Source organism: Sporosarcina sp. NPDC096371 (assembly GCF_044762865.1).
GTDB lineage: Bacteria > Bacillota > Bacilli > Bacillales_A > Planococcaceae > Sporosarcina.
In genome coordinates, this window is record NZ_JBIWFE010000003.1 from 101,292 (window position 1) to 117,947 (window position 16,656).

The following is a 16,656-nucleotide window of genomic DNA, read 5'->3' on the forward strand; positions in this document are numbered from 1 at the left end:
CGTTTTGACATGCACATTTAAGATACCCTTTTTTTTCCTTCAATTCGATATTCCTGTTTATTTGCCGAAGCTTTTATAACTTGCGTCCTCTGCTATTTAATCGTCATTGAAAAACTAGATTTATTAAGAGGGAAGACCAAGGAGTAATGGTCTTTTTTCTTTTCATGTTTTATTACAAGTAAATTCGTTACATTTACAAAAGCTATTGAAATAAATAGGTTTTTGATTATAATAAATGTAATCGAACATGTGTGTTTAGTAATCGTTTTATAAAAGGAGACTTATAAATGGATAAAGCTAGACTTCAATCATTTTGTCTGACACTACCCGGAATGACACATGATTACCAAGTAGACTGGCAAGCAGATCGCTATCATGTTGGCGGAAAGATGTTTGCTATGATGGGAGGAGACTCTCAAAGAAAGCCAATTATCACTTTGAAATGCGAACCTAGTCGTGCTGAAGAATTAAGAGAAACCTATCAAGGTATTATTCCTGGGCATTATATGAATAAAACACACTGGAACTCTATTTATTTTGATTCAAATCTATCCAATGATTTTTTAGAAAATTTAATTCTACATTCCTACGATTTAGTTTTTGAAAAACTGACAAAAAAAGTCCAAAATCAAATCATTCCAAAGTAATTTTTAAGTTCGAAACTTTTTTGCCTCGTAGTTTATATTCTTAAAATCCCTACAGTTGTATAAAAAAATGTTGTTATGGAAACTGATCTAATAGGCTAGATAATCTTATTAATACTTATCCTACATTTGAAAGAGTACTTTGCTCTTTCTTTTTTATTTTCCATTCCACACTCCATTCTCAAACTAAGAAATGCGCTCTACAACACCACAGTTGATTGACCTTCCTCTTTCAGAGGTAGCATCCAATAACCTTTCGTCATACATGTTTATCTGCTTTGTTGGTGGTGACATTTTAGCTATATATAACGTTAACAATCAGGTCAGTTGAATAAGAGAAGTGAATATTAAAGTTACTTTTGACTAGAAATATATAGCGGAAATAACTATTTTCTAACAAAAAAAGAGACCCGGTTTATGGATCTCTTTTTCTTAATATCCTCTTTTTTCAGTTGAAATATCTACAACTATAAAGGTACTGGCATAACAGGATTACAAGTTCGAAAAAAATAGAGTGACTTTAATCGTCCGTTTAGTCTTCTCGAGGATCCCCTTGGTAAAAATAGTTCGGGGTTGAGATTTCATTGTTATACGGTTTATGGTAAATGTGAGTGGATGCAGGTGAGAGTGGTGGGATCAGCCATGCCCAATTACCTGTGACAGCTCGCCCGCTCTTTAGTTCATTTTCTTCAAAGATCTTGAATTGTTTTGCTGCAGTATGGTGATCAACCAGCGTTACCTGAGCTTGTTGATAAGAATGCAATATCGCGATATTTAATTCTACTAAAGCTTTATCAATCCACAGTGAGCGGTTTGACTTCGTATCTAGTCCCATTATTTCTGCGATTTTTGGCAATAAATTATAACGGTCTGGATCCGCTAAGTTTCTTGCTCCAATCTCAGTACCCATATACCAACCATTGAACGGAGCCATCGGATAATCGATGCCGCCAATCTCTAAACGCATGTTTGAAATGATTGGAACAGCATACCATTTTGCATTCAGCTGACTAACTCCATCAAGTTCCGGATGAATGATGGGCACTTCTTTAATAATTTCGCCAGGAATTTCAAATAATTTAGGTTGTTTTCCTGTTTCCTGAATGACTAGAGGAAGAATATCGAAAGGCGTTTTAGCCCCTCTCCAACCCATTTCTTCGCACATTTTTGTCACTTCAATAGAAGCTGAATCACCAATTACGTTATCAGCCTCTTCGTATCCGGCATAGCGAAGTAATTGATGGTTCCAAATTCGAATAGGATCTACTCCATTATTACGAGGTGCAAAAATCGTAATTGTAGATTGGATTCTCCCCTCATTTGTCGCAAAATCAATATGTTCAATTAATTTTTCATATGCATCCTCTGCTGTACGTACATCCCGTGCATCGAAAATATGTAAAGTATTCCAAAGCAATCGGCCTATACAACGATTACTATTCCGCCAAGCCATTTTTGCTCCGTGTGTTAATTCAAAAGACTTATGCGTATAGGTACCAGTAGTATCTATTTCGTTTTTTATGTCTTCAATTCGTTCCAATTGCTTTTCGTTGGACATTCCTAGTTCATCGTAACAATTTTGGATAAACTGTGTAGCTTCCACTAGTAAATTATTGGTTTTAGTAGAATGAACCATTTGCATCATCTCCATATAGTAAGCTTATCATCGACATATGATTGAATCAATTTCAGAATGACTTTTTTATAAACGATATTTGACAAAAAAGTGAAGGCGTTAACGGCTAGTTAGTGCAATAGTGGAAGAGTGGGTTGCCATTCAGTCAGAGCGTTTACTTAAGCCGACAGGGCTTTTTGCAGTTTACTTAATGCGCTATATTTACGAAACGTTAGCCATTCCCGATCCGATTTATACATTGAGATATCTATTTGAGCCATATCAACTAGGTTATCATTTGTTACAAAACAGGCCCTATTTTCTTGTTAAACGTAGTAAAAGTAAATGGACACTTGAATTGATGGAACATTTTAGTCGGAGAGAACGTGATAGTGTATAGGAGGGTTCCACATTTAAGTAGCGGGCACGGTGATGAAATAATTGATGCCCAAACAAAATTATGAAAGGGCTACGATGGAATGAAACCAGTGTTGCTTAGCACGTGAATTATGAAATTTTTAGGTGTGAAAAGGTGAAAATAGGAGAGTGGAAAATATTGGAAAAGGCTATTTTTCCATTGATTTATGTGGGTGAATGGATTTTATACGTCTGTGTACTTCTCTTTATCATTATGTTCAATATGGCCAACCTCTTTAATTTAATTTATATAGATATGGTATGGGAAGAGCCGATATCTTTCACTTCATCTTTTGGGAAATCGTGGCTTATAGCTTTAGGAATAGGTTTGATTATTTACTTTTATATTAGGAATTTAATCGGTAATAGAATGTATAAAATAGTAAAGGAAGTTTTATGGGGGATTCTATTCAGATTAAACTCACTTTCTTGTATCTTGTGGTTGATTGTTAGTCAGGGCTCTAACTATTCTAAGGACGATCGTATTTTACTTCTAGCCATTACTTTATTTAGCATCCTACTTACAATCCAAATCATTATAAAACTTCGTAATGAAATTAAGTAAATACCGTTTTCTTATGCAACGAACATGGTGCCTTTCTATAATCATTAATCTATATGAGGTGATTCAATTGTCTTTTAAGATGCTTGTCCAATTTGGTTTAGCTTCAATCGTTTTACTCTTTTCTACTGGCGCAGCTTGGTATGAAGGTGGCACGATTGCAGAGATTCCTTGGGAATGGAAACATACTGCTATCTTTTCGCAGATGGCAAATGGACAAGTGGAAGTCGTAAATGATATTTTACCAATTGACCGTTTTGTCTATGCAGCAAAATTTGCACCTACATTTCCTTTACTTATGTTACTGAGTGGTACATACCTCGTATTCCTTATAGGATACAAGTTATTCAATCGTAGCGATCGATCATTGTCGGTTTTCCTATCTGGAATTGGCGTTTTATTTTTAGTGTTAAGTGGTTTTGTATCAAATTCCCCGACTATGGGTTTGAAAATCTTTTTCGTTAGTTTTCTACTAATCGGGATAGGATCGATCGTTATCGCACTGCTTAGATTCGTTAATCGGAATGCGAAAGAGGCGGTACTTCGCTTGTTCATGAAATAAGTTAAGGGGATCATCTTTTGTAAGTCTGAAGAATGTTTAAAGCCGGTGGTCGAAAAAAAGTGAAACGGAGGATTTTATTTTGCTTATACTGTGGAATCTTTCATTATTGGTTTCAATAGGAACATTAGGATTAGGTGTCATTAGACGTTCTGGGTTTTTCATGTTAATCAGTGCAGTTACTTTTATACCAATTGCTTACTTTTATACCAATTGCTTACTTTTATACCAATTGCTTACTATTTTTCAGGGGCGAATCATGCTGTTAAATATGTGGGGCTTAAGCCAATTGTTCTCCTGTTGCTGGCGATTTTGTTCCGACTTGTCAACAGTAGATCCAATACAAGGAAAAACTAGTGTGGAGGTGTCTATATGAAAGTTGTCCTTCAATCAATTATCGCTGCAATCGCAGTTCATATAATCTATATAGTAGGTATGATGGTAGCCGGTTATATTAAAACGAAGAATTATAAAACTGATGCTCCCTTTTCACAGGGCGGAGTAGTGGTACTTCAAGATGAAATAGCATTTGGGCTGATTGCATCTCCTTCTTTCGGTTTACTGTCAATTACAGGAGTCGCAATTCTTTTTATAGTGATGATAGGCTTAGGTAAAAAAATATTATTAAAGTGATTGTCGAATGGAGCGAAGGCAATGTAACTGTTGTTTTGATGTTCCTAAAAATGGGCTGTCATACATCAAGTGCTCGCCTTATCTTCGTCAATTTACTTGTAGATTATGTAGGCAATGAGCAAATCTTTTTCATAAGAAAATTCGTTAGTGTTATACCTTTGCGCTCGACATGATTCGTACTAATGAGCGAATAGCCATGGATTTCGAAAAAAGGCTTTGCCGTAATACTGGCGTATGTCAGTATTTCCTGCTTGTGTAATGTCAGTGCCTCAGATTCAAGTTTCTGTAGTAAAGCAGATGCAATGCCTTTTCTTTGATAGTTTTTATGAACATAAAGTCTATCTAGCATGCCATCGTGTGTTAAATCACCAAAACCCACAATCTTATCGTTTATCTTGGCGACAAACGTACTATTTTTGCTTAAACTCTCACTCCAACTTTCAATTTTGCTATCCAAATCAGCCGAATGAACCCAAGCATCTAACTGTTCTTTCGAATAGTCTTTGGCGTTAATGGTGTGGACGGTATCATAAAATAAGTGAAGGATTTCTTCGGTGTCAGTTGTATTGAATCGGGTGATAATCATAGCGCCACTACTTTCATCAAGAGATACTTTTAACTATATCATTTCTTTTGGAATTGCAAAATTCAATCGAACAGTTCGGGGAGTAACTGAAACTTTAACTGTTTTAATAAGTCTAATTATTCTAACTATCGAGAGGGGTAGAAGAATGAACATTAGTCATGGAGTTGCACCTACTAAAAAAATTAGACCTTTAAGCATAGATGACTATAAGACCGTTTTAAATTGGAGTAAGGATGACGTTTTTTGTTTAGCGAATGGATGGGAGAAAAATAGAAGTGAAGAAGAATTACATAGATGGTGGCTTCATTGTGTAAGTTTGGAAGCTGATGATTTTATTCGAATGGGAATAGAATTTGAACAAAGATTAGTTGGCTATGTCGATTTAGCCTGCATGAAAGATCATACAGCTGAATTAGGTATTGCAATTGGTGAGCGTGCGTTATAGGGACGAGGAATTGGGTCAAATTTGATTCTATGTATGATGGATTACGCGGTTAAGAAGTTAGGAATTACCGTTTTTAATGCTGAAAGCCACGAATCGAATAATCGTTCCAGAAAAATGCTGGAGAAAATAGGATTTAAAGAAATCAGTAGGATTGGTAAAGAAGAATACTTAGGAATGGAAACCCAACTAATTCAATATAGGCGATCTTTGTAGGGCAATAATAGTGAGGCTGTTGTCGGACTAACGGAAATCAAATTTTTTGATGACTTACATGGGGAATGAGCGAATGAAATTAAACAAATGTAGATTCATTATTTTGTGTATATGCTTGTTTGGGTTAGTCGGTTGCCAGTCAGAGCGTTCACTTATGCCGAGGACCTTCGAAGAAATTTATCCCGCTAATCTTTCTGATGTAACAGAAATAGAAATTAGGCACGGTAATGGGGAACTAAAGAAGTTTACGGATAAAGAGATGATCGATGATTGGCTAGAGAGCCTCAAAGACATTACTTTTGAACCTGCAGACAAACAAGAAGGTAGTGTGGGTTATCTATATTCAGTAAAAATTTTTGAGGGAAATGAAGTAAAAATCTTTTTTGATACATCTAAAATTGATGATTTTTACTATATCCCAAATAACCAGGTAGTGGAGCTGATAGAAGAACTTTTTGTTGAAAGTTAATATTCTCTGTTTAAGCCTAGGGATAAATTTCTGGAACATGAGTGGAGTTTTATGGTTGGACTAGCCGGATTGATAAGGCAGCCTCCTATATAAAAAAATAGAGTAACTCCATTTAATTATATGCCCATAAAGGATTGCTTATGTAATGAGTAGCATGAGCCATAAAGACTTCAGTATGGGGATAGATGAGTACGAAGGGTGCGTTTTTTGTGGGATTAATTGTTCAAATCATCTTCGGGGGATTTTTAATTATTGGAAGCCTTATCGCTTTGAAAAAAGACTTTGCAAAATTAACAGACGAACAAAAGAAGCAACCTATCGTTCTTATTTTTGACTTTTTTCTAGTTCTGGGATACTTGCTTTTGGTAATTGGTTTTATGATTTTTGATATTTTACTATTGGGTGATATAGCAGTTATTTTATTTACCATTGGCATTGCTTACAAAATCGTTACATGTTGGAAGGCGAATAGTGTTATTGGAAATGTCAGGAAATATGGGTTAGCATTACTTTTTGTGGTTTTTTATATATTTTTCTATCGCTAACAGGACTATTACTTCGATAAGACCGGTTTAACTAGTTAGATTATCCGGGGAAGGGAGTGGGTAAGTGAAAAAATACATAAACAAGCGAAATATAAAAATATTTTTTTTAGGGGTCATCACATATTATGTGATTTCAGCGATTATACACGGAATAGGGTAAGTCTACTTTTAGATTTAATTGTTGGGGATGTGAAAACTTCACATTCGTTAAACTGTAGTCATTCGATGAGTTAGGATAGGTGCAAATTACATCATTCGAACTTTGCTAAGTTATGATTTTTTTTAATGGGATGTTTTGACGGAGAGGAAAAGAGCAGTTTATTCAAGGGAGAATTTTTTATGAAGAATCTATTATATAAATTATTTATAGGTATATCATGGATCTATTGTGTGGGACATATTTTATACGGTTTCACTAATGATACCTTTATAATGCGTGCGGTTACAGGTGTGATGTCGATGGTTTTTTCTTGTAGTCTAGTGTTCTTTTTATTTAAAATTATTGATAATAAGAAACAGAAAAAAGTGGAGCGGAATGAATAATCATTTGAGGCGATGATCGACTTTACGACACCGAAAACAATAGTCAACATAAGTTTCGATAGGGCTTGAATGTTAAATTGCATATTCCCTAAGTAAGCTTTTCAGGCAAGGAGGAAACAAATGTGGTTAACATAGAAATTGCGGGCTGGGTAGGAATTATTTCAGTACTATTTATTATCTTTTGTTTTTCTTACACCCTTTCATTTATTGAAAACGTACACAAGGAAGATGAACGAATTACGAGACAATCAAAATTAGCGGCCATCATTTGTCTCAGCATAGCATTGCTTACGCCTATTTTGTATGTCCTTTTCAAATGATTAATCAAAAGTTAGGGCGCTAATGCTGAACAAAAGGTCAAGATTGTCGAAGAAATGGATGTTGGAATACGCTAGAGAGATTGAATGATGAGGGGAAATAAGTAGGACTTTAAGAAAGGGATGATGTAATGGCGTGGCTTATTTTGTTGTTATTTTTTATCGCAAGTTACTATATCATCGTAAAAGTTAAGTCGAAAATGATAAAGAAGTGTTTTTCCTTATTATCCCTGATATTGTTGATGTTGGTGGCGACTCCACTCTGGAATGACAAGTTATTTCTTGGCGTCATTGACATAAGTTTGTATTTGCCTTGTGTGTTAGGGTTGTCAGGAGTCATATTTGGATGGTTTGGAATTAAAGGTGATGTAAGAATAAGTTTAATTGGAATAAATATCGTAGCACTATGTTGTTATCTTTTTATTTTTCTTATGGCAACATTTGGTTTTCAAGAACCTTAAAATGCTTTTTTCAATTTACGGGCGTGATAATGGCAAAGGGGTGTTTCACAATCGCGCCTGATTGTGAAACGAAAAACTTGAACGGATGTAGCAGTAGAGTTCAAAAGGAGTAATCATTGATATGGCAAAATCCTCTGGTTGTTTTACTATTGTTATAAATGAAGAGAACCGTATACTGTTAGTTAAACGAAAAGATTATCCTCTCTGGGATTTACCGGGAGGTACATTGGAAAAGGATGAACTATTAGAAGATTGTGCTGTACGGGAAACGGAAGAGGAAACAGGGTATATCATTTCAATTAAACGGAAAATAGGGGAGTATCATCAACCTCAATCTGATGATTTGCAACATTTATTCTTAGGAGAAGTGAATAACGGGTTGCCAATCAAGGATGGTCCTGAAACGGAAAAGGTGGAATGGTTTACCCCTAAAAAGTTGCCTTTATTTATGATTCCTAATAGGAGAAAACAAATTAAAAACTACTTGAAACATAAAAATGTGGTAATAAAAGATTCTATATTTGTATCCCCTTTTAAAATTTCTATACTTAAAGTAGGTTTCAGGGTGTTTGGAAAGCTTATGTAGACTTTTTTTCAACTATAGGGAGCAATTTTTTAAGATCATACGCCTAATTCCTCGTTCAAGATACGGAGGAGTTAGGTTTTTTTATCTTTCAAAATCGTTAACGATGTATATTTGTACTTTCTTGACGTTCTCCACTAGTAAGTTCATTAGCAAAGAGTAATGAGTCTTACGACAATCACTGGCGAAAAACGTGGCAGAAGCGGTGCGTTTTCGGAATAGATGTGTGCGAAGGGAACTTGATAGGTAAAAATCCAACTAATGGACAGCTCGGTTGTTATATGAATTGGAAGCTTGATAGTGTTATTAACAGTGTTTGATTCGCCTTATCATCGCCTACGAGCCCAAGGGTTGCTGATACCGAAAAGTAAAAGCATAGTCGACATGGTACCGACTATGCTTTGTTGCATTCACAAGATAGTTCTTTATATGCTGAGATGTCTATCATTATAAAATGCGTTCGGTCTCCCCATCACTTAATTTAAAATGAATATAGCTTGATCCCCCTTCCTTTATATGCTTTGGAATATTGGATACATCGAGTAATTCATTTAGCTGAATAGTCTTCTTGCGATTTGCTTCTATTGTAATCTTATAAGGACCAGCTAGATTCATGAGTGACTCCATTTGTAATCCTTCGCCCATGAAAAAAGAATCTAGAAACTCCACCTCGAATGACACCGCATTATTGCTTCGATTATGTAACGTGAGGGTACAATCTCCAGATAGTAAGTCTTTGCCTGCACGCATAAATAGGCATGAGCCGTTTCCATCATATGAAATGGCTGAAATCCCACGAGCAAACGTCTCTTGATATGCTGTAATGAGAAACATTGGAATAAATGTGTATGCGATGGCGACGATGATGATCGTTCGAAGATGATACTTCTTTAAACCGAGGACAACTAAAATCATAGCAAGCGTAAATAAAATGGACCCTATTATTCCGAGTGGAACATAGCCCTCTGGATTGGGAACGACATAAATGTTACACGTGCGTCTATCATTTTATGATTAGGGAATGGGAAAAATAAATACATACATATTCCTAAAATGATAGCTTCGCTAATGAGTGCCGTTTTATTTTTTATCAACGAATCTCTCCTTTTTTTAATTTGACTTTTCTGTCGTTTTTGAACTCTTCATAATTATAGCGTACAGTCCAAGAATTATCTCTACGTAACAACACTATTGAGAAGCGAAGGTCTTATTGTAGAAAATCGCAATGCGTGAAATTTTACTTGAATAAGGATTGTTGTAACTGAACTGGAGATACTAAATTCAAATATATGTTGGGTGATGAATTTGAACAAGAGTGGTTGTCTTTTTTTGGCTTTATTTTGCACATTGATTTGTGAGGGGATTTATGGAACAGTCATTGCAAATTCGGACCAACCTTTTCCTTCCATTGGCGAAAGCTATACTGAAGATGGAAATAATCCTGCAATAGGAGTAATGGAGGGCTATTTTAACGATATCAATGAAAGTCGAAGGGCAAATGTAGATAAGTGGTATGTAAAGGAAGAAGCAAAGCTAATGAGAAGCTTTTTAGATGATAAAGAAAACCAAGAAAAAAAGTTAGGGTTACTCAATATTAGAAAAGCTCGATTGCTAAAGTGGAAAGAGCTACCATACGACTATGCTGAAGGTTATGTACCAACTCGTTATATTGATCAATATGCTAATAAGAAAATATTCTATGTTGCAGTTGATTATATGGTTTTCCACGAAGATGAGTATCACATAAATGGGATTAACTATTTTTTTGTAGTTCTTGTATTAGAGAGTGATAATTGGAGGATAGCTTTAATTCCGCACGTTCCCGTAAATTCAATTATTTCAGATGGGTACGGATTTGGAACTAAAGATGAAAAAACATTCGTCGAAAGAAGATTAAAATTTCATATTCAGTAATGGGAACGAGTAATTCTTGCTTCACCTAAAGGGGTGCTTTACCGGCGCAACAATAATGGCTTCTCTTATTGCGCTAACGCAGCAGGTTAGTTGAAGAATAATTTAAAGATTTCAGGGGAAAATACTCATTAATTAAAACTATAGTAAAGGAGTATTCGATGAAGAAAATCCTGGTAATATTATCTTTTGTTCTCCTTAGTATCCATATTAATAACCATCAAGTGGCTGCGGAAAAACCCCCGAATGAGGACTTATACAAAGAGGCTTTGTTAACATTAATTTCAGAAAATCTTGATGCCCAAAGTGAGCAACCTGATTATAAACTTATATATGATACATTGATTACAACCCTTGACCCATCCATACAAAAGGAAATTATTAATTATTATGGCTATCCCAAGCAATATGGTTTATATGATGCTAAGATTCTGAGTATCATCAGGCATGAGGGGCAGTTTGGCTTTATTACAAAAGTCCAAGTCACTACATTTGATCATGCACATGACCCTCCTTATGGTAAGGAAACAATGACTTTCAATATAGACCCATTTGGTGTTAAAACAGTTAGCTTTCAACATGAGGGAGATAAATTAGAAAAGGATATAAATGAATTTTATAAAGCAACACTTTCAGATATAAAACAGTCTTTTAATTTGAATTTAGAGTATTACTCTTCTTACACATACAATCAATTGCAATACCAAACAGAAATAAATAAGGAATTTAAATCTCTATTTAATATTGCAGAAGAAATAGTAACCAACATTTTGCTTCCTGAGAGAAAGATACCCAACAAAAATGTTATTGACCCTGTTACCTTTATAAAAGACAACACAGGTTATATGCTCTTTAAACTGTCTGATGGTACAAATGTAAATTATAAAGTACAAAAGAAAGATGGTAATTGGATAGTAACAGATAAAAATAGTGAACAAGGTAAGAAAATGGATTATAAATTACCATGGTATGTATGGGGAAAAAATAAGCCTACTGATTAATTCAGTTAGGCTTTTTAAATAATATATAATGTGTGTATATGGTTCCAGTGTGTAGTATTTGAAGCGGTCTTTCAAACTCGATTTTTAGCGGAATTAAAAGATATCGTGTCCTAATCCTTCTTCAACTTCCATGAAAGAACTTATTTACCTTTCATATTTTGCGTTTCATGGTTGGTTAACGAATGCTTTATTTGAAGAAGAGAGAGAACCTCATCATACGAGGTTCTCTTTTATTTTTTGCAGAAATCAACAACATCATAATATAGCTAAAACAATCTTTTGGAAAAAAGAACCGGTTTGCAAACGGAAGAAGAAGGCAGCGGATGCTTAGTTCGAGAAAAAGAAATTGAGGGCTATTGCTATTTGCTAGAGCTCACAGGGGTGAAAGTGCTTCGAGGTCGACAATATGAGGTTTTATTTGCAAGGACTTGTTGTTGCAGATTGATCATGCGCTTGATAGCAGTAGCTGAATAATGTTAGCTCGCAAGTGGATCATTATAAGTGGAAGTATTTGGTGAGATAAATTAAGTGAAAGGGGAAAGATAGATTATTTTTCATGTGTAAGGAGTAATAGCAATTTTAAACCTCTATAAAAATGTTTCTTTATTTAGTGCATCTTTTTGATGATTAGACAGATAATAAGAAATAAATATTTCTGGCGAGGAGTAGAGTGAGCATTTGAAGAAGTTTTATCATTTTATAACCCTATGCACATTGATTTTCTTAGTGTTTTTCGTATATGAAAGTACATTCGCCGATAAAGGGAGAAAGTATTACGAAGAAAAAGGACAAATCTTATGGGAAATAAACACCGATGAAAAAATTATCGCTTTGACATTTGATGATGGTCCTCATCGAAAGTACACTACTGAGATTTTAGATTTATTGGCGGAATATGATGCACGAGCAACATTTTTTATAGTTGGAGAATATGCAGAGAAAAACCCTAATGTTGTTTCACGTATGTTTGAAGAAGGACATGAATTAGCGAATCATACTTATACGCATCCATTAAGATCGAATGTTCCCAATTTACTTGAAGAGATAAGACAAACAAATGAAACGATTTATAGTATCAGTGGATTTTCTCCGACATTATTTCGGCCTGTTGAAGGACGATATGATGATGATTTGATTGATGCAGTTGTGAAAGAAGGATATAAAGTAGTTATGTGGTCATGGCATATGGATACATTAGATTGGAAAAATCCAGGCGTAAATAAAATTGTGGATATTGTCTTGAAAGGTACGAAGCCTGGGAACGTGGTGTTGTTTCATGACGGGGGTGGAAATCGTGAACAAACGGTAAAAGCTATAAAAAAAATATTACCAGAACTTAAAAAGCAAGGATATACATTTGTGACGATATCTGAACTCCTTGAGATTCAAAAAGCAAGTAATAATGATAAAGACAATAGAAAGAAGATCGAGGGAAAAGAATGAACGAATGAAAGTACAGCAAGATATCAAGGATCGGACGCAGCAGATATTCGGGCAATAATTAAATGTCAGATATGAAACCTTTGTACGTCATTTGAAAAATTCATTGGAAAAGCTCATAGAAAAGCACCATATAGATGAACTATCGGGCCAATAAGGTAATTATAAAGCTTACTGGATAAACAACTAAAAGGGCGGTTAATGAACGATAACTTTTATATTATTGGGAGAGCTATTTATTAAAAATAAGGAGGTGTGACAAATACAAAGGAGTATTTGTTTTTTGCTTTCGATAATCTGTGTCACGATTTGTTTTTCCACTAATGAAAAGATGTTTGCAAATCCGAACGATGAACCCCCATCGCTTGAAGAGGGGTACGCCGAAGTGGGATATATATCTGTTGAAGCAGCGGTTAAAGGATTCGAAAATCACTTTAAACAAGATGTGAAGTTGCCGACAATCAAGCCTTCTATTCCTTTTACCCACCAATTCGGACGATTTAATGAAGATAAGAAATATAAGATCAATGACTCACTGGAAATCAAGTTTGTGAATGAAAAAGCAGTAGAAAATCATTATAAAATCGATATTCGCCCCTTGAAAAATAAAATCAATTTTAAGGATGTCGCCAATCAGGAAGTCTATACACTTAAAAATGGGCAGAAAGCCATTTATTTCGAACATCAATTATTTAATTTTTTTATTTTTGAAAATGGTGAGTGGCAATATATGCTTGGGATCGATAAAAGGGCTTCGAACGTAACGCCTGATACATTTGTTGAAATTGCTAACTCCGTTGAATAACGAATGTTGAACTGATATATGTAAACCGAAAAAAACCACTTCGTCAGCCGAGGAATGCCCGGGGGACGAAGCGGTTTTTTCCATTGTATTAGCTTATAGGTCAATCGCAATGACATCATAAATGTCTTCGAGTGCTTTTAAATGATCAACGTTTTCTGTTGCAACATGATGATCGACAGTGAGCATCATAATGGCATTGCCGCCCACTGTTGACCGCCCAACTTGCATCGTTGCGATGTTAATGTTTTCGATCGCGAGTAGTGTACCAACACGTCCGATTACACCTGGTTGGTCTTTGTGTTTGATGAATAGTAAATGACCTTCTGGGTTAATGTCTACTAAGTTGTCGTCGACTTTAACAATCCGAGCACCTAATCCATTGAGAAGGGTACCAGAAACACGACGGATACCGCTTGCTGTTGTAACTTCCACTGTCACCAAGTTAGAAAAGCCTTTAGTTGTAGATGTTTTGTGTTCGTTTACTGCTATGCCAAAACGCTCAGCCAAGAATTTAGCGTTAACATCGTTGACGTGGTTGCCAAGATTACGTGTCAATAAGCCTTTGAGTGTGTTACGTGTCAATGGTCGAACATCAGACTCTGCTAGATCACCTGAGTAGTAGATGTTGACTTCTTCGATGACTTTATTGGATAGACGAGATAAGAAAATCCCGAGTTTTTCTGCTAAATCAAAGAAAGGTTCGATTTTCGCCAACACTTCTTTTGATACAGAAGGTAGGTTTACTGGATTTCGAACGGTGCCGCCGCTAAAGAAGCTGACAACATCACGGCTGACGTCAATTGCAACAATTTCCTGTGCTTCTACAGTACTTGCACCTAAGTGTGGTGTTGCGATGACTTCTGGAAGCGTGAGTAGCTTATGGCCAACAAATGGCTCTGTTTCAAAGACATCGAGTGCGGCTCCAGCAACTTTTTTCGATACAATGGCATCATACAAAGCATCTTCATCGATAATACCGCCGCGCGCACAGTTGACAATTTGAACGCCGTCTTTCATGATTTCGAATGCTTCTTTATTGATCATATGCTTTGTTTCTTTCAATAAAGGCGTATGAACTGTGATGAAATCAGCTGCTTTTAAGACTTCTTCTACTGACCCCAGTGTGATGCCCATTTTCTTCGCTTTTTCTTCTGTTAAAAATGGATCATAAGCAACGACGTGCATGCGTTGTCCTTTGGCTCTTGCTGCCACTTCTGCACCGATGCGTCCCATGCCGATGACGCCAAGTGTTTTATTTTTTAATTCGACACCGATGAATGATTTACGGTCCCATTGTCCATTTTTTAATGAATTAAAGGCTTGTGGAATTTTACGTGCCAAAGACATAAGCATGGCGATTGTGTGCTCAGCTGCTGAGTTCGTGTTGCCGTCAGGAGCGTTTACAACGATAATTCCTCTTTCCGTTGCGGCATCCAAGTCGATGTTATCGACACCCACACCTGCACGGCCAATAATTTTTAAGTTGGTTGCTTTTTCAATGATTTCACGTGTCACTTGTGTTTGACTTCTGACGAGTAAAGCGTCGTAGTCCTTGATTTTTTCGGCAAGTTCTTCTGGTGTATTCGTTGTATCGATGACAACGTTAAAACCTTCTGCTTGTCGTAAAGGGAAAATACCATCTTCGCTGAGTGGGTCGCTAATTAGTATGTTAAAAGCCATTTAAACCAATTCTCCTTCGTTTACATAGATTTGTTGTGCTGCTGCGACGCCTGTACCTAGCATGATTTTTTTACCGACTTTTAGTAAGCCGATTTCAATCATACTAATTGTCTGTAGAACGTCTGCTGGAGAACAATAGCCCATATGACCAACGCGGAATATTTTGCCGCTTAAATGCTGTTGTCCACCTGCTACTGTTAATCCAAACTCTTGTTTAATGACTTTTCTGAATGCTTCGGCGTCAAAGTCTTCAGGTTTAACTGCCGTCACAGTAGGGGAAGCATGCTCGTCAGTTGTCAATAAAGGTATATCCAACGCTTTAAAAGCAGCGCGTGTCATGTTCATCATCAATGTGTGGCGTGCGTATACTTGCTCCAAACCTTCAGCGTCTATCAATTGAAGCACTTGTTGAAGACCGAACAATAAAGATAATGCAGGTGTAAATGGTGTTGTATCTTTTAGCAAATTGTCACGGTATTTTGTAAGGTCAAGGTAAAAGCCGCGTTGTGTGTTGGCTTCAATAATCGCCCATGCACGTTCACTTGCTGACACGAATGTCAGACCAGCAGGTAGCATAAATGCTTTCTGGGAACCCGTTACCATGATGTCAATTCCCCAAGCATCCATTTCCGTCTGCACACCGCCGACACATGACACGCCGTCTACGACAATCAGTGCATCTGATACATCACGAATGGCAGTTGCCAGTTCTTTGATTGGGTTCAAAATTCCGGTTGATGTTTCACAATATGTAGAGAATACGGCTTTAATGGCTGGGTTTGCTTGTACATATTGTTGAACAGCTTCTGGTTGAAGTGCTTGGCCCCACTCTACATCCAAACGATGTGCCTTAATGCTGTAGGCATCACAAATTTTCGTGAAGCGGTCACCGAATGCACCCGTGACGATGACTAATACTTCATCACCTGGTTGAACGATATTGACAACTGAAGCTTCTAAGCCGGCTGTTCCGCTTCCGGTAATGATCGCCACATCCTGTTTCGTGCCGAATACTTGTTGAAGTCCTGGTTTGATCGTTTGTAACATAGCGGATGTTTCTTTCCCGCGGTGACCAATCATTGGTTGGCTCATTGCACGCTGCACACTTGGTGGAATTGGGCTTGGCCCTGGGATTCTTAGAAATTGTTGATCTTGTAACATAGTTTTTTCCTCCTAATTGTTTGAATATATTTTTGGGAAACAAAAAAAGCCTTCCGCCCCTTACAA

Annotated in this window: 21 protein-coding genes; 16 read left to right on the forward strand and 5 right to left on the reverse strand. The window is 36.4% G+C overall.

The window, feature by feature from the left end:
* Positions 1-287: 287 nt before the first annotated feature.
* Positions 288-647 carry an MmcQ/YjbR family DNA-binding protein gene (locus ACIQ0H_RS09245; RefSeq protein ID WP_403413616.1) on the forward strand — a complete coding sequence of 120 codons (360 nt, stop codon included), beginning with the start codon at positions 288-290 and terminating at the stop codon, positions 645-647.
* A gap of 529 nt (positions 648-1,176) precedes the next feature.
* Here ACIQ0H_RS09245 and ACIQ0H_RS09250 read toward each other — a convergent pair.
* The gene (locus ACIQ0H_RS09250; RefSeq protein WP_403413618.1) at positions 1,177-2,280 is read right to left on the reverse strand and encodes a nitric oxide synthase oxygenase; all 1,104 of its coding nucleotides are present in this window, start codon (positions 2,278-2,280) and stop codon (positions 1,177-1,179) included.
* A gap of 121 nt (positions 2,281-2,401) precedes the next feature.
* Here ACIQ0H_RS09250 and ACIQ0H_RS09255 point away from each other — a divergent pair, with 121 nt between their 5' ends.
* The 4 genes from ACIQ0H_RS09255 to ACIQ0H_RS09270 all read left to right on the forward strand — a co-directional run bounded on the left by ACIQ0H_RS09255 (position 2,402) and on the right by ACIQ0H_RS09270 (position 4,430).
* Positions 2,402-2,659 (forward strand): hypothetical protein, encoded by a 258-nt coding sequence (locus ACIQ0H_RS09255; RefSeq protein ID WP_403413620.1) that lies wholly within the window; start codon positions 2,402-2,404, stop codon positions 2,657-2,659.
* Positions 2,660-2,791: 132 nt separating this feature from the next.
* A complete protein-coding gene (locus ACIQ0H_RS09260; RefSeq protein WP_403413622.1) occupies positions 2,792-3,241 on the forward strand; it encodes a hypothetical protein in 450 nt (149 codons plus the stop codon).
* A gap of 67 nt (positions 3,242-3,308) precedes the next feature.
* Positions 3,309-3,800, forward strand: coding sequence for a YjdJ family protein (locus ACIQ0H_RS09265; RefSeq protein WP_403413623.1), 492 nt, complete (start codon positions 3,309-3,311; stop codon positions 3,798-3,800).
* Positions 3,801-4,169: 369 nt separating this feature from the next.
* Positions 4,170-4,430, forward strand: a complete 261-nt coding sequence (locus ACIQ0H_RS09270; protein ID WP_403413625.1) for a hypothetical protein — start codon at positions 4,170-4,172, stop codon at positions 4,428-4,430.
* A 103-nt stretch (positions 4,431-4,533) separates the two neighbouring features.
* On the opposite strand, the gene ACIQ0H_RS09275 is transcribed toward ACIQ0H_RS09270, so the two are convergent.
* Positions 4,534-5,016, reverse strand: a complete 483-nt coding sequence (locus tag ACIQ0H_RS09275; protein ID WP_403413627.1) for a GNAT family N-acetyltransferase — start codon at positions 5,014-5,016, stop codon at positions 4,534-4,536.
* A 145-nt stretch (positions 5,017-5,161) separates the two neighbouring features.
* Between ACIQ0H_RS09275 and ACIQ0H_RS09280 the strand changes: the two genes are divergently transcribed.
* The 6 genes from ACIQ0H_RS09280 (at position 5,162) to ACIQ0H_RS09305 (ending at position 8,595) form a co-directional block, all read left to right on the forward strand.
* Positions 5,162-5,461, forward strand: coding sequence for a GNAT family N-acetyltransferase (locus ACIQ0H_RS09280; RefSeq protein ID WP_403413629.1), 300 nt, complete (start codon positions 5,162-5,164; stop codon positions 5,459-5,461).
* A 9-nt stretch (positions 5,462-5,470) separates the two neighbouring features.
* Positions 5,471-5,674, forward strand: coding sequence for a GNAT family N-acetyltransferase (locus ACIQ0H_RS09285; RefSeq protein ID WP_403414470.1), 204 nt, complete (start codon positions 5,471-5,473; stop codon positions 5,672-5,674).
* A gap of 58 nt (positions 5,675-5,732) precedes the next feature.
* Positions 5,733-6,143 carry a hypothetical protein gene (locus ACIQ0H_RS09290; protein ID WP_403413631.1) on the forward strand — a complete coding sequence of 137 codons (411 nt, stop codon included), beginning with the start codon at positions 5,733-5,735 and terminating at the stop codon, positions 6,141-6,143.
* 209 nt (positions 6,144-6,352) lie between these two features.
* Positions 6,353-6,688, forward strand: coding sequence for a hypothetical protein (locus ACIQ0H_RS09295; RefSeq protein ID WP_403413633.1), 336 nt, complete (start codon positions 6,353-6,355; stop codon positions 6,686-6,688).
* 665 nt (positions 6,689-7,353) lie between these two features.
* Positions 7,354-7,551, forward strand: a complete 198-nt coding sequence (locus tag ACIQ0H_RS09300; protein WP_403413635.1) for a hypothetical protein — start codon at positions 7,354-7,356, stop codon at positions 7,549-7,551.
* 579 nt (positions 7,552-8,130) lie between these two features.
* Complete coding sequence (locus ACIQ0H_RS09305; RefSeq protein WP_403413636.1) at positions 8,131-8,595, forward strand: NUDIX hydrolase; 465 nt, start codon at positions 8,131-8,133, stop codon at positions 8,593-8,595.
* Between the two features lie 444 nt (positions 8,596-9,039).
* Here the strand turns inward: ACIQ0H_RS09305 and ACIQ0H_RS09310 are convergent, their stop codons facing one another.
* A complete protein-coding gene (locus ACIQ0H_RS09310) occupies positions 9,040-9,507 on the reverse strand; it encodes a hypothetical protein (RefSeq protein ID WP_403413638.1) in 468 nt (155 codons plus the stop codon).
* 390 nt (positions 9,508-9,897) lie between these two features.
* Here ACIQ0H_RS09310 and ACIQ0H_RS09315 point away from each other — a divergent pair, with 390 nt between their 5' ends.
* From ACIQ0H_RS09315 to ACIQ0H_RS09335, 5 genes are all read left to right on the forward strand, one after another.
* Positions 9,898-10,506 (forward strand): hypothetical protein, encoded by a 609-nt coding sequence (locus ACIQ0H_RS09315; RefSeq protein ID WP_403413640.1) that lies wholly within the window; start codon positions 9,898-9,900, stop codon positions 10,504-10,506.
* A gap of 158 nt (positions 10,507-10,664) precedes the next feature.
* Positions 10,665-11,504, forward strand: a complete 840-nt coding sequence (locus ACIQ0H_RS09320; RefSeq protein WP_403413642.1) for a DUF3888 domain-containing protein — start codon at positions 10,665-10,667, stop codon at positions 11,502-11,504.
* Between the two features lie 130 nt (positions 11,505-11,634).
* Positions 11,635-11,835 carry a hypothetical protein gene (locus ACIQ0H_RS09325; protein WP_403413644.1) on the forward strand — a complete coding sequence of 67 codons (201 nt, stop codon included), beginning with the start codon at positions 11,635-11,637 and terminating at the stop codon, positions 11,833-11,835.
* 347 nt (positions 11,836-12,182) lie between these two features.
* Entirely contained in the window at positions 12,183-12,947 is a 765-nt protein-coding gene (locus ACIQ0H_RS09330) for a polysaccharide deacetylase family protein (protein ID WP_403413646.1), read from the forward strand.
* A gap of 280 nt (positions 12,948-13,227) precedes the next feature.
* Complete coding sequence (locus ACIQ0H_RS09335) at positions 13,228-13,749, forward strand: carbon monoxide dehydrogenase (protein ID WP_403413647.1); 522 nt, start codon at positions 13,228-13,230, stop codon at positions 13,747-13,749.
* Between the two features lie 93 nt (positions 13,750-13,842).
* Here ACIQ0H_RS09335 and serA read toward each other — a convergent pair whose 3' ends face one another.
* Together serA and ACIQ0H_RS09345 are read right to left on the reverse strand one after the other, a co-directional pair.
* Positions 13,843-15,429 carry a phosphoglycerate dehydrogenase gene (serA, locus tag ACIQ0H_RS09340; RefSeq protein ID WP_403413649.1) on the reverse strand — a complete coding sequence of 529 codons (1,587 nt, stop codon included), beginning with the start codon at positions 15,427-15,429 and terminating at the stop codon, positions 13,843-13,845.
* Complete coding sequence (locus tag ACIQ0H_RS09345) at positions 15,430-16,590, reverse strand: pyridoxal-phosphate-dependent aminotransferase family protein (RefSeq protein ID WP_403413650.1); 1,161 nt, start codon at positions 16,588-16,590, stop codon at positions 15,430-15,432.
* Positions 16,591-16,656: the final 66 nt, after the last annotated feature.

Bases quoted from the DNA above. Each gene is read 5' to 3' on its own strand.
- ACIQ0H_RS09275 (WP_403413627.1), bottom strand. From the start codon at position 5,016: ATGATTATCACCCGATTCAATACAACTGACACCGAAGAAATCCTTCAC.
- serA (WP_403413649.1), bottom strand. From the start codon at position 15,429: ATGGCTTTTAACATACTAATTAGCGACCCACTCAGCGAAGATGGTATT.
- ACIQ0H_RS09305 (WP_403413636.1), top strand. From the start codon at position 8,131: ATGGCAAAATCCTCTGGTTGTTTTACTATTGTTATAAATGAAGAGAAC.
- ACIQ0H_RS09320 (WP_403413642.1), top strand. From the start codon at position 10,665: ATGAAGAAAATCCTGGTAATATTATCTTTTGTTCTCCTTAGTATCCAT.
- ACIQ0H_RS09270 (WP_403413625.1), top strand. From the start codon at position 4,170: ATGAAAGTTGTCCTTCAATCAATTATCGCTGCAATCGCAGTTCATATA.
- ACIQ0H_RS09250 (WP_403413618.1), bottom strand. From the start codon at position 2,280: ATGGTTCATTCTACTAAAACCAATAATTTACTAGTGGAAGCTACACAG.
- ACIQ0H_RS09245 (WP_403413616.1), top strand. From the start codon at position 288: ATGGATAAAGCTAGACTTCAATCATTTTGTCTGACACTACCCGGAATG.
- ACIQ0H_RS09310 (WP_403413638.1), bottom strand. From the start codon at position 9,507: ATGATTTTAGTTGTCCTCGGTTTAAAGAAGTATCATCTTCGAACGATC.
- ACIQ0H_RS09325 (WP_403413644.1), top strand. From the start codon at position 11,635: ATGAAAGAACTTATTTACCTTTCATATTTTGCGTTTCATGGTTGGTTA.
- ACIQ0H_RS09280 (WP_403413629.1), top strand. From the start codon at position 5,162: ATGAACATTAGTCATGGAGTTGCACCTACTAAAAAAATTAGACCTTTA.
- ACIQ0H_RS09345 (WP_403413650.1), bottom strand. From the start codon at position 16,590: ATGTTACAAGATCAACAATTTCTAAGAATCCCAGGGCCAAGCCCAATT.
- ACIQ0H_RS09290 (WP_403413631.1), top strand. From the start codon at position 5,733: ATGGGGAATGAGCGAATGAAATTAAACAAATGTAGATTCATTATTTTG.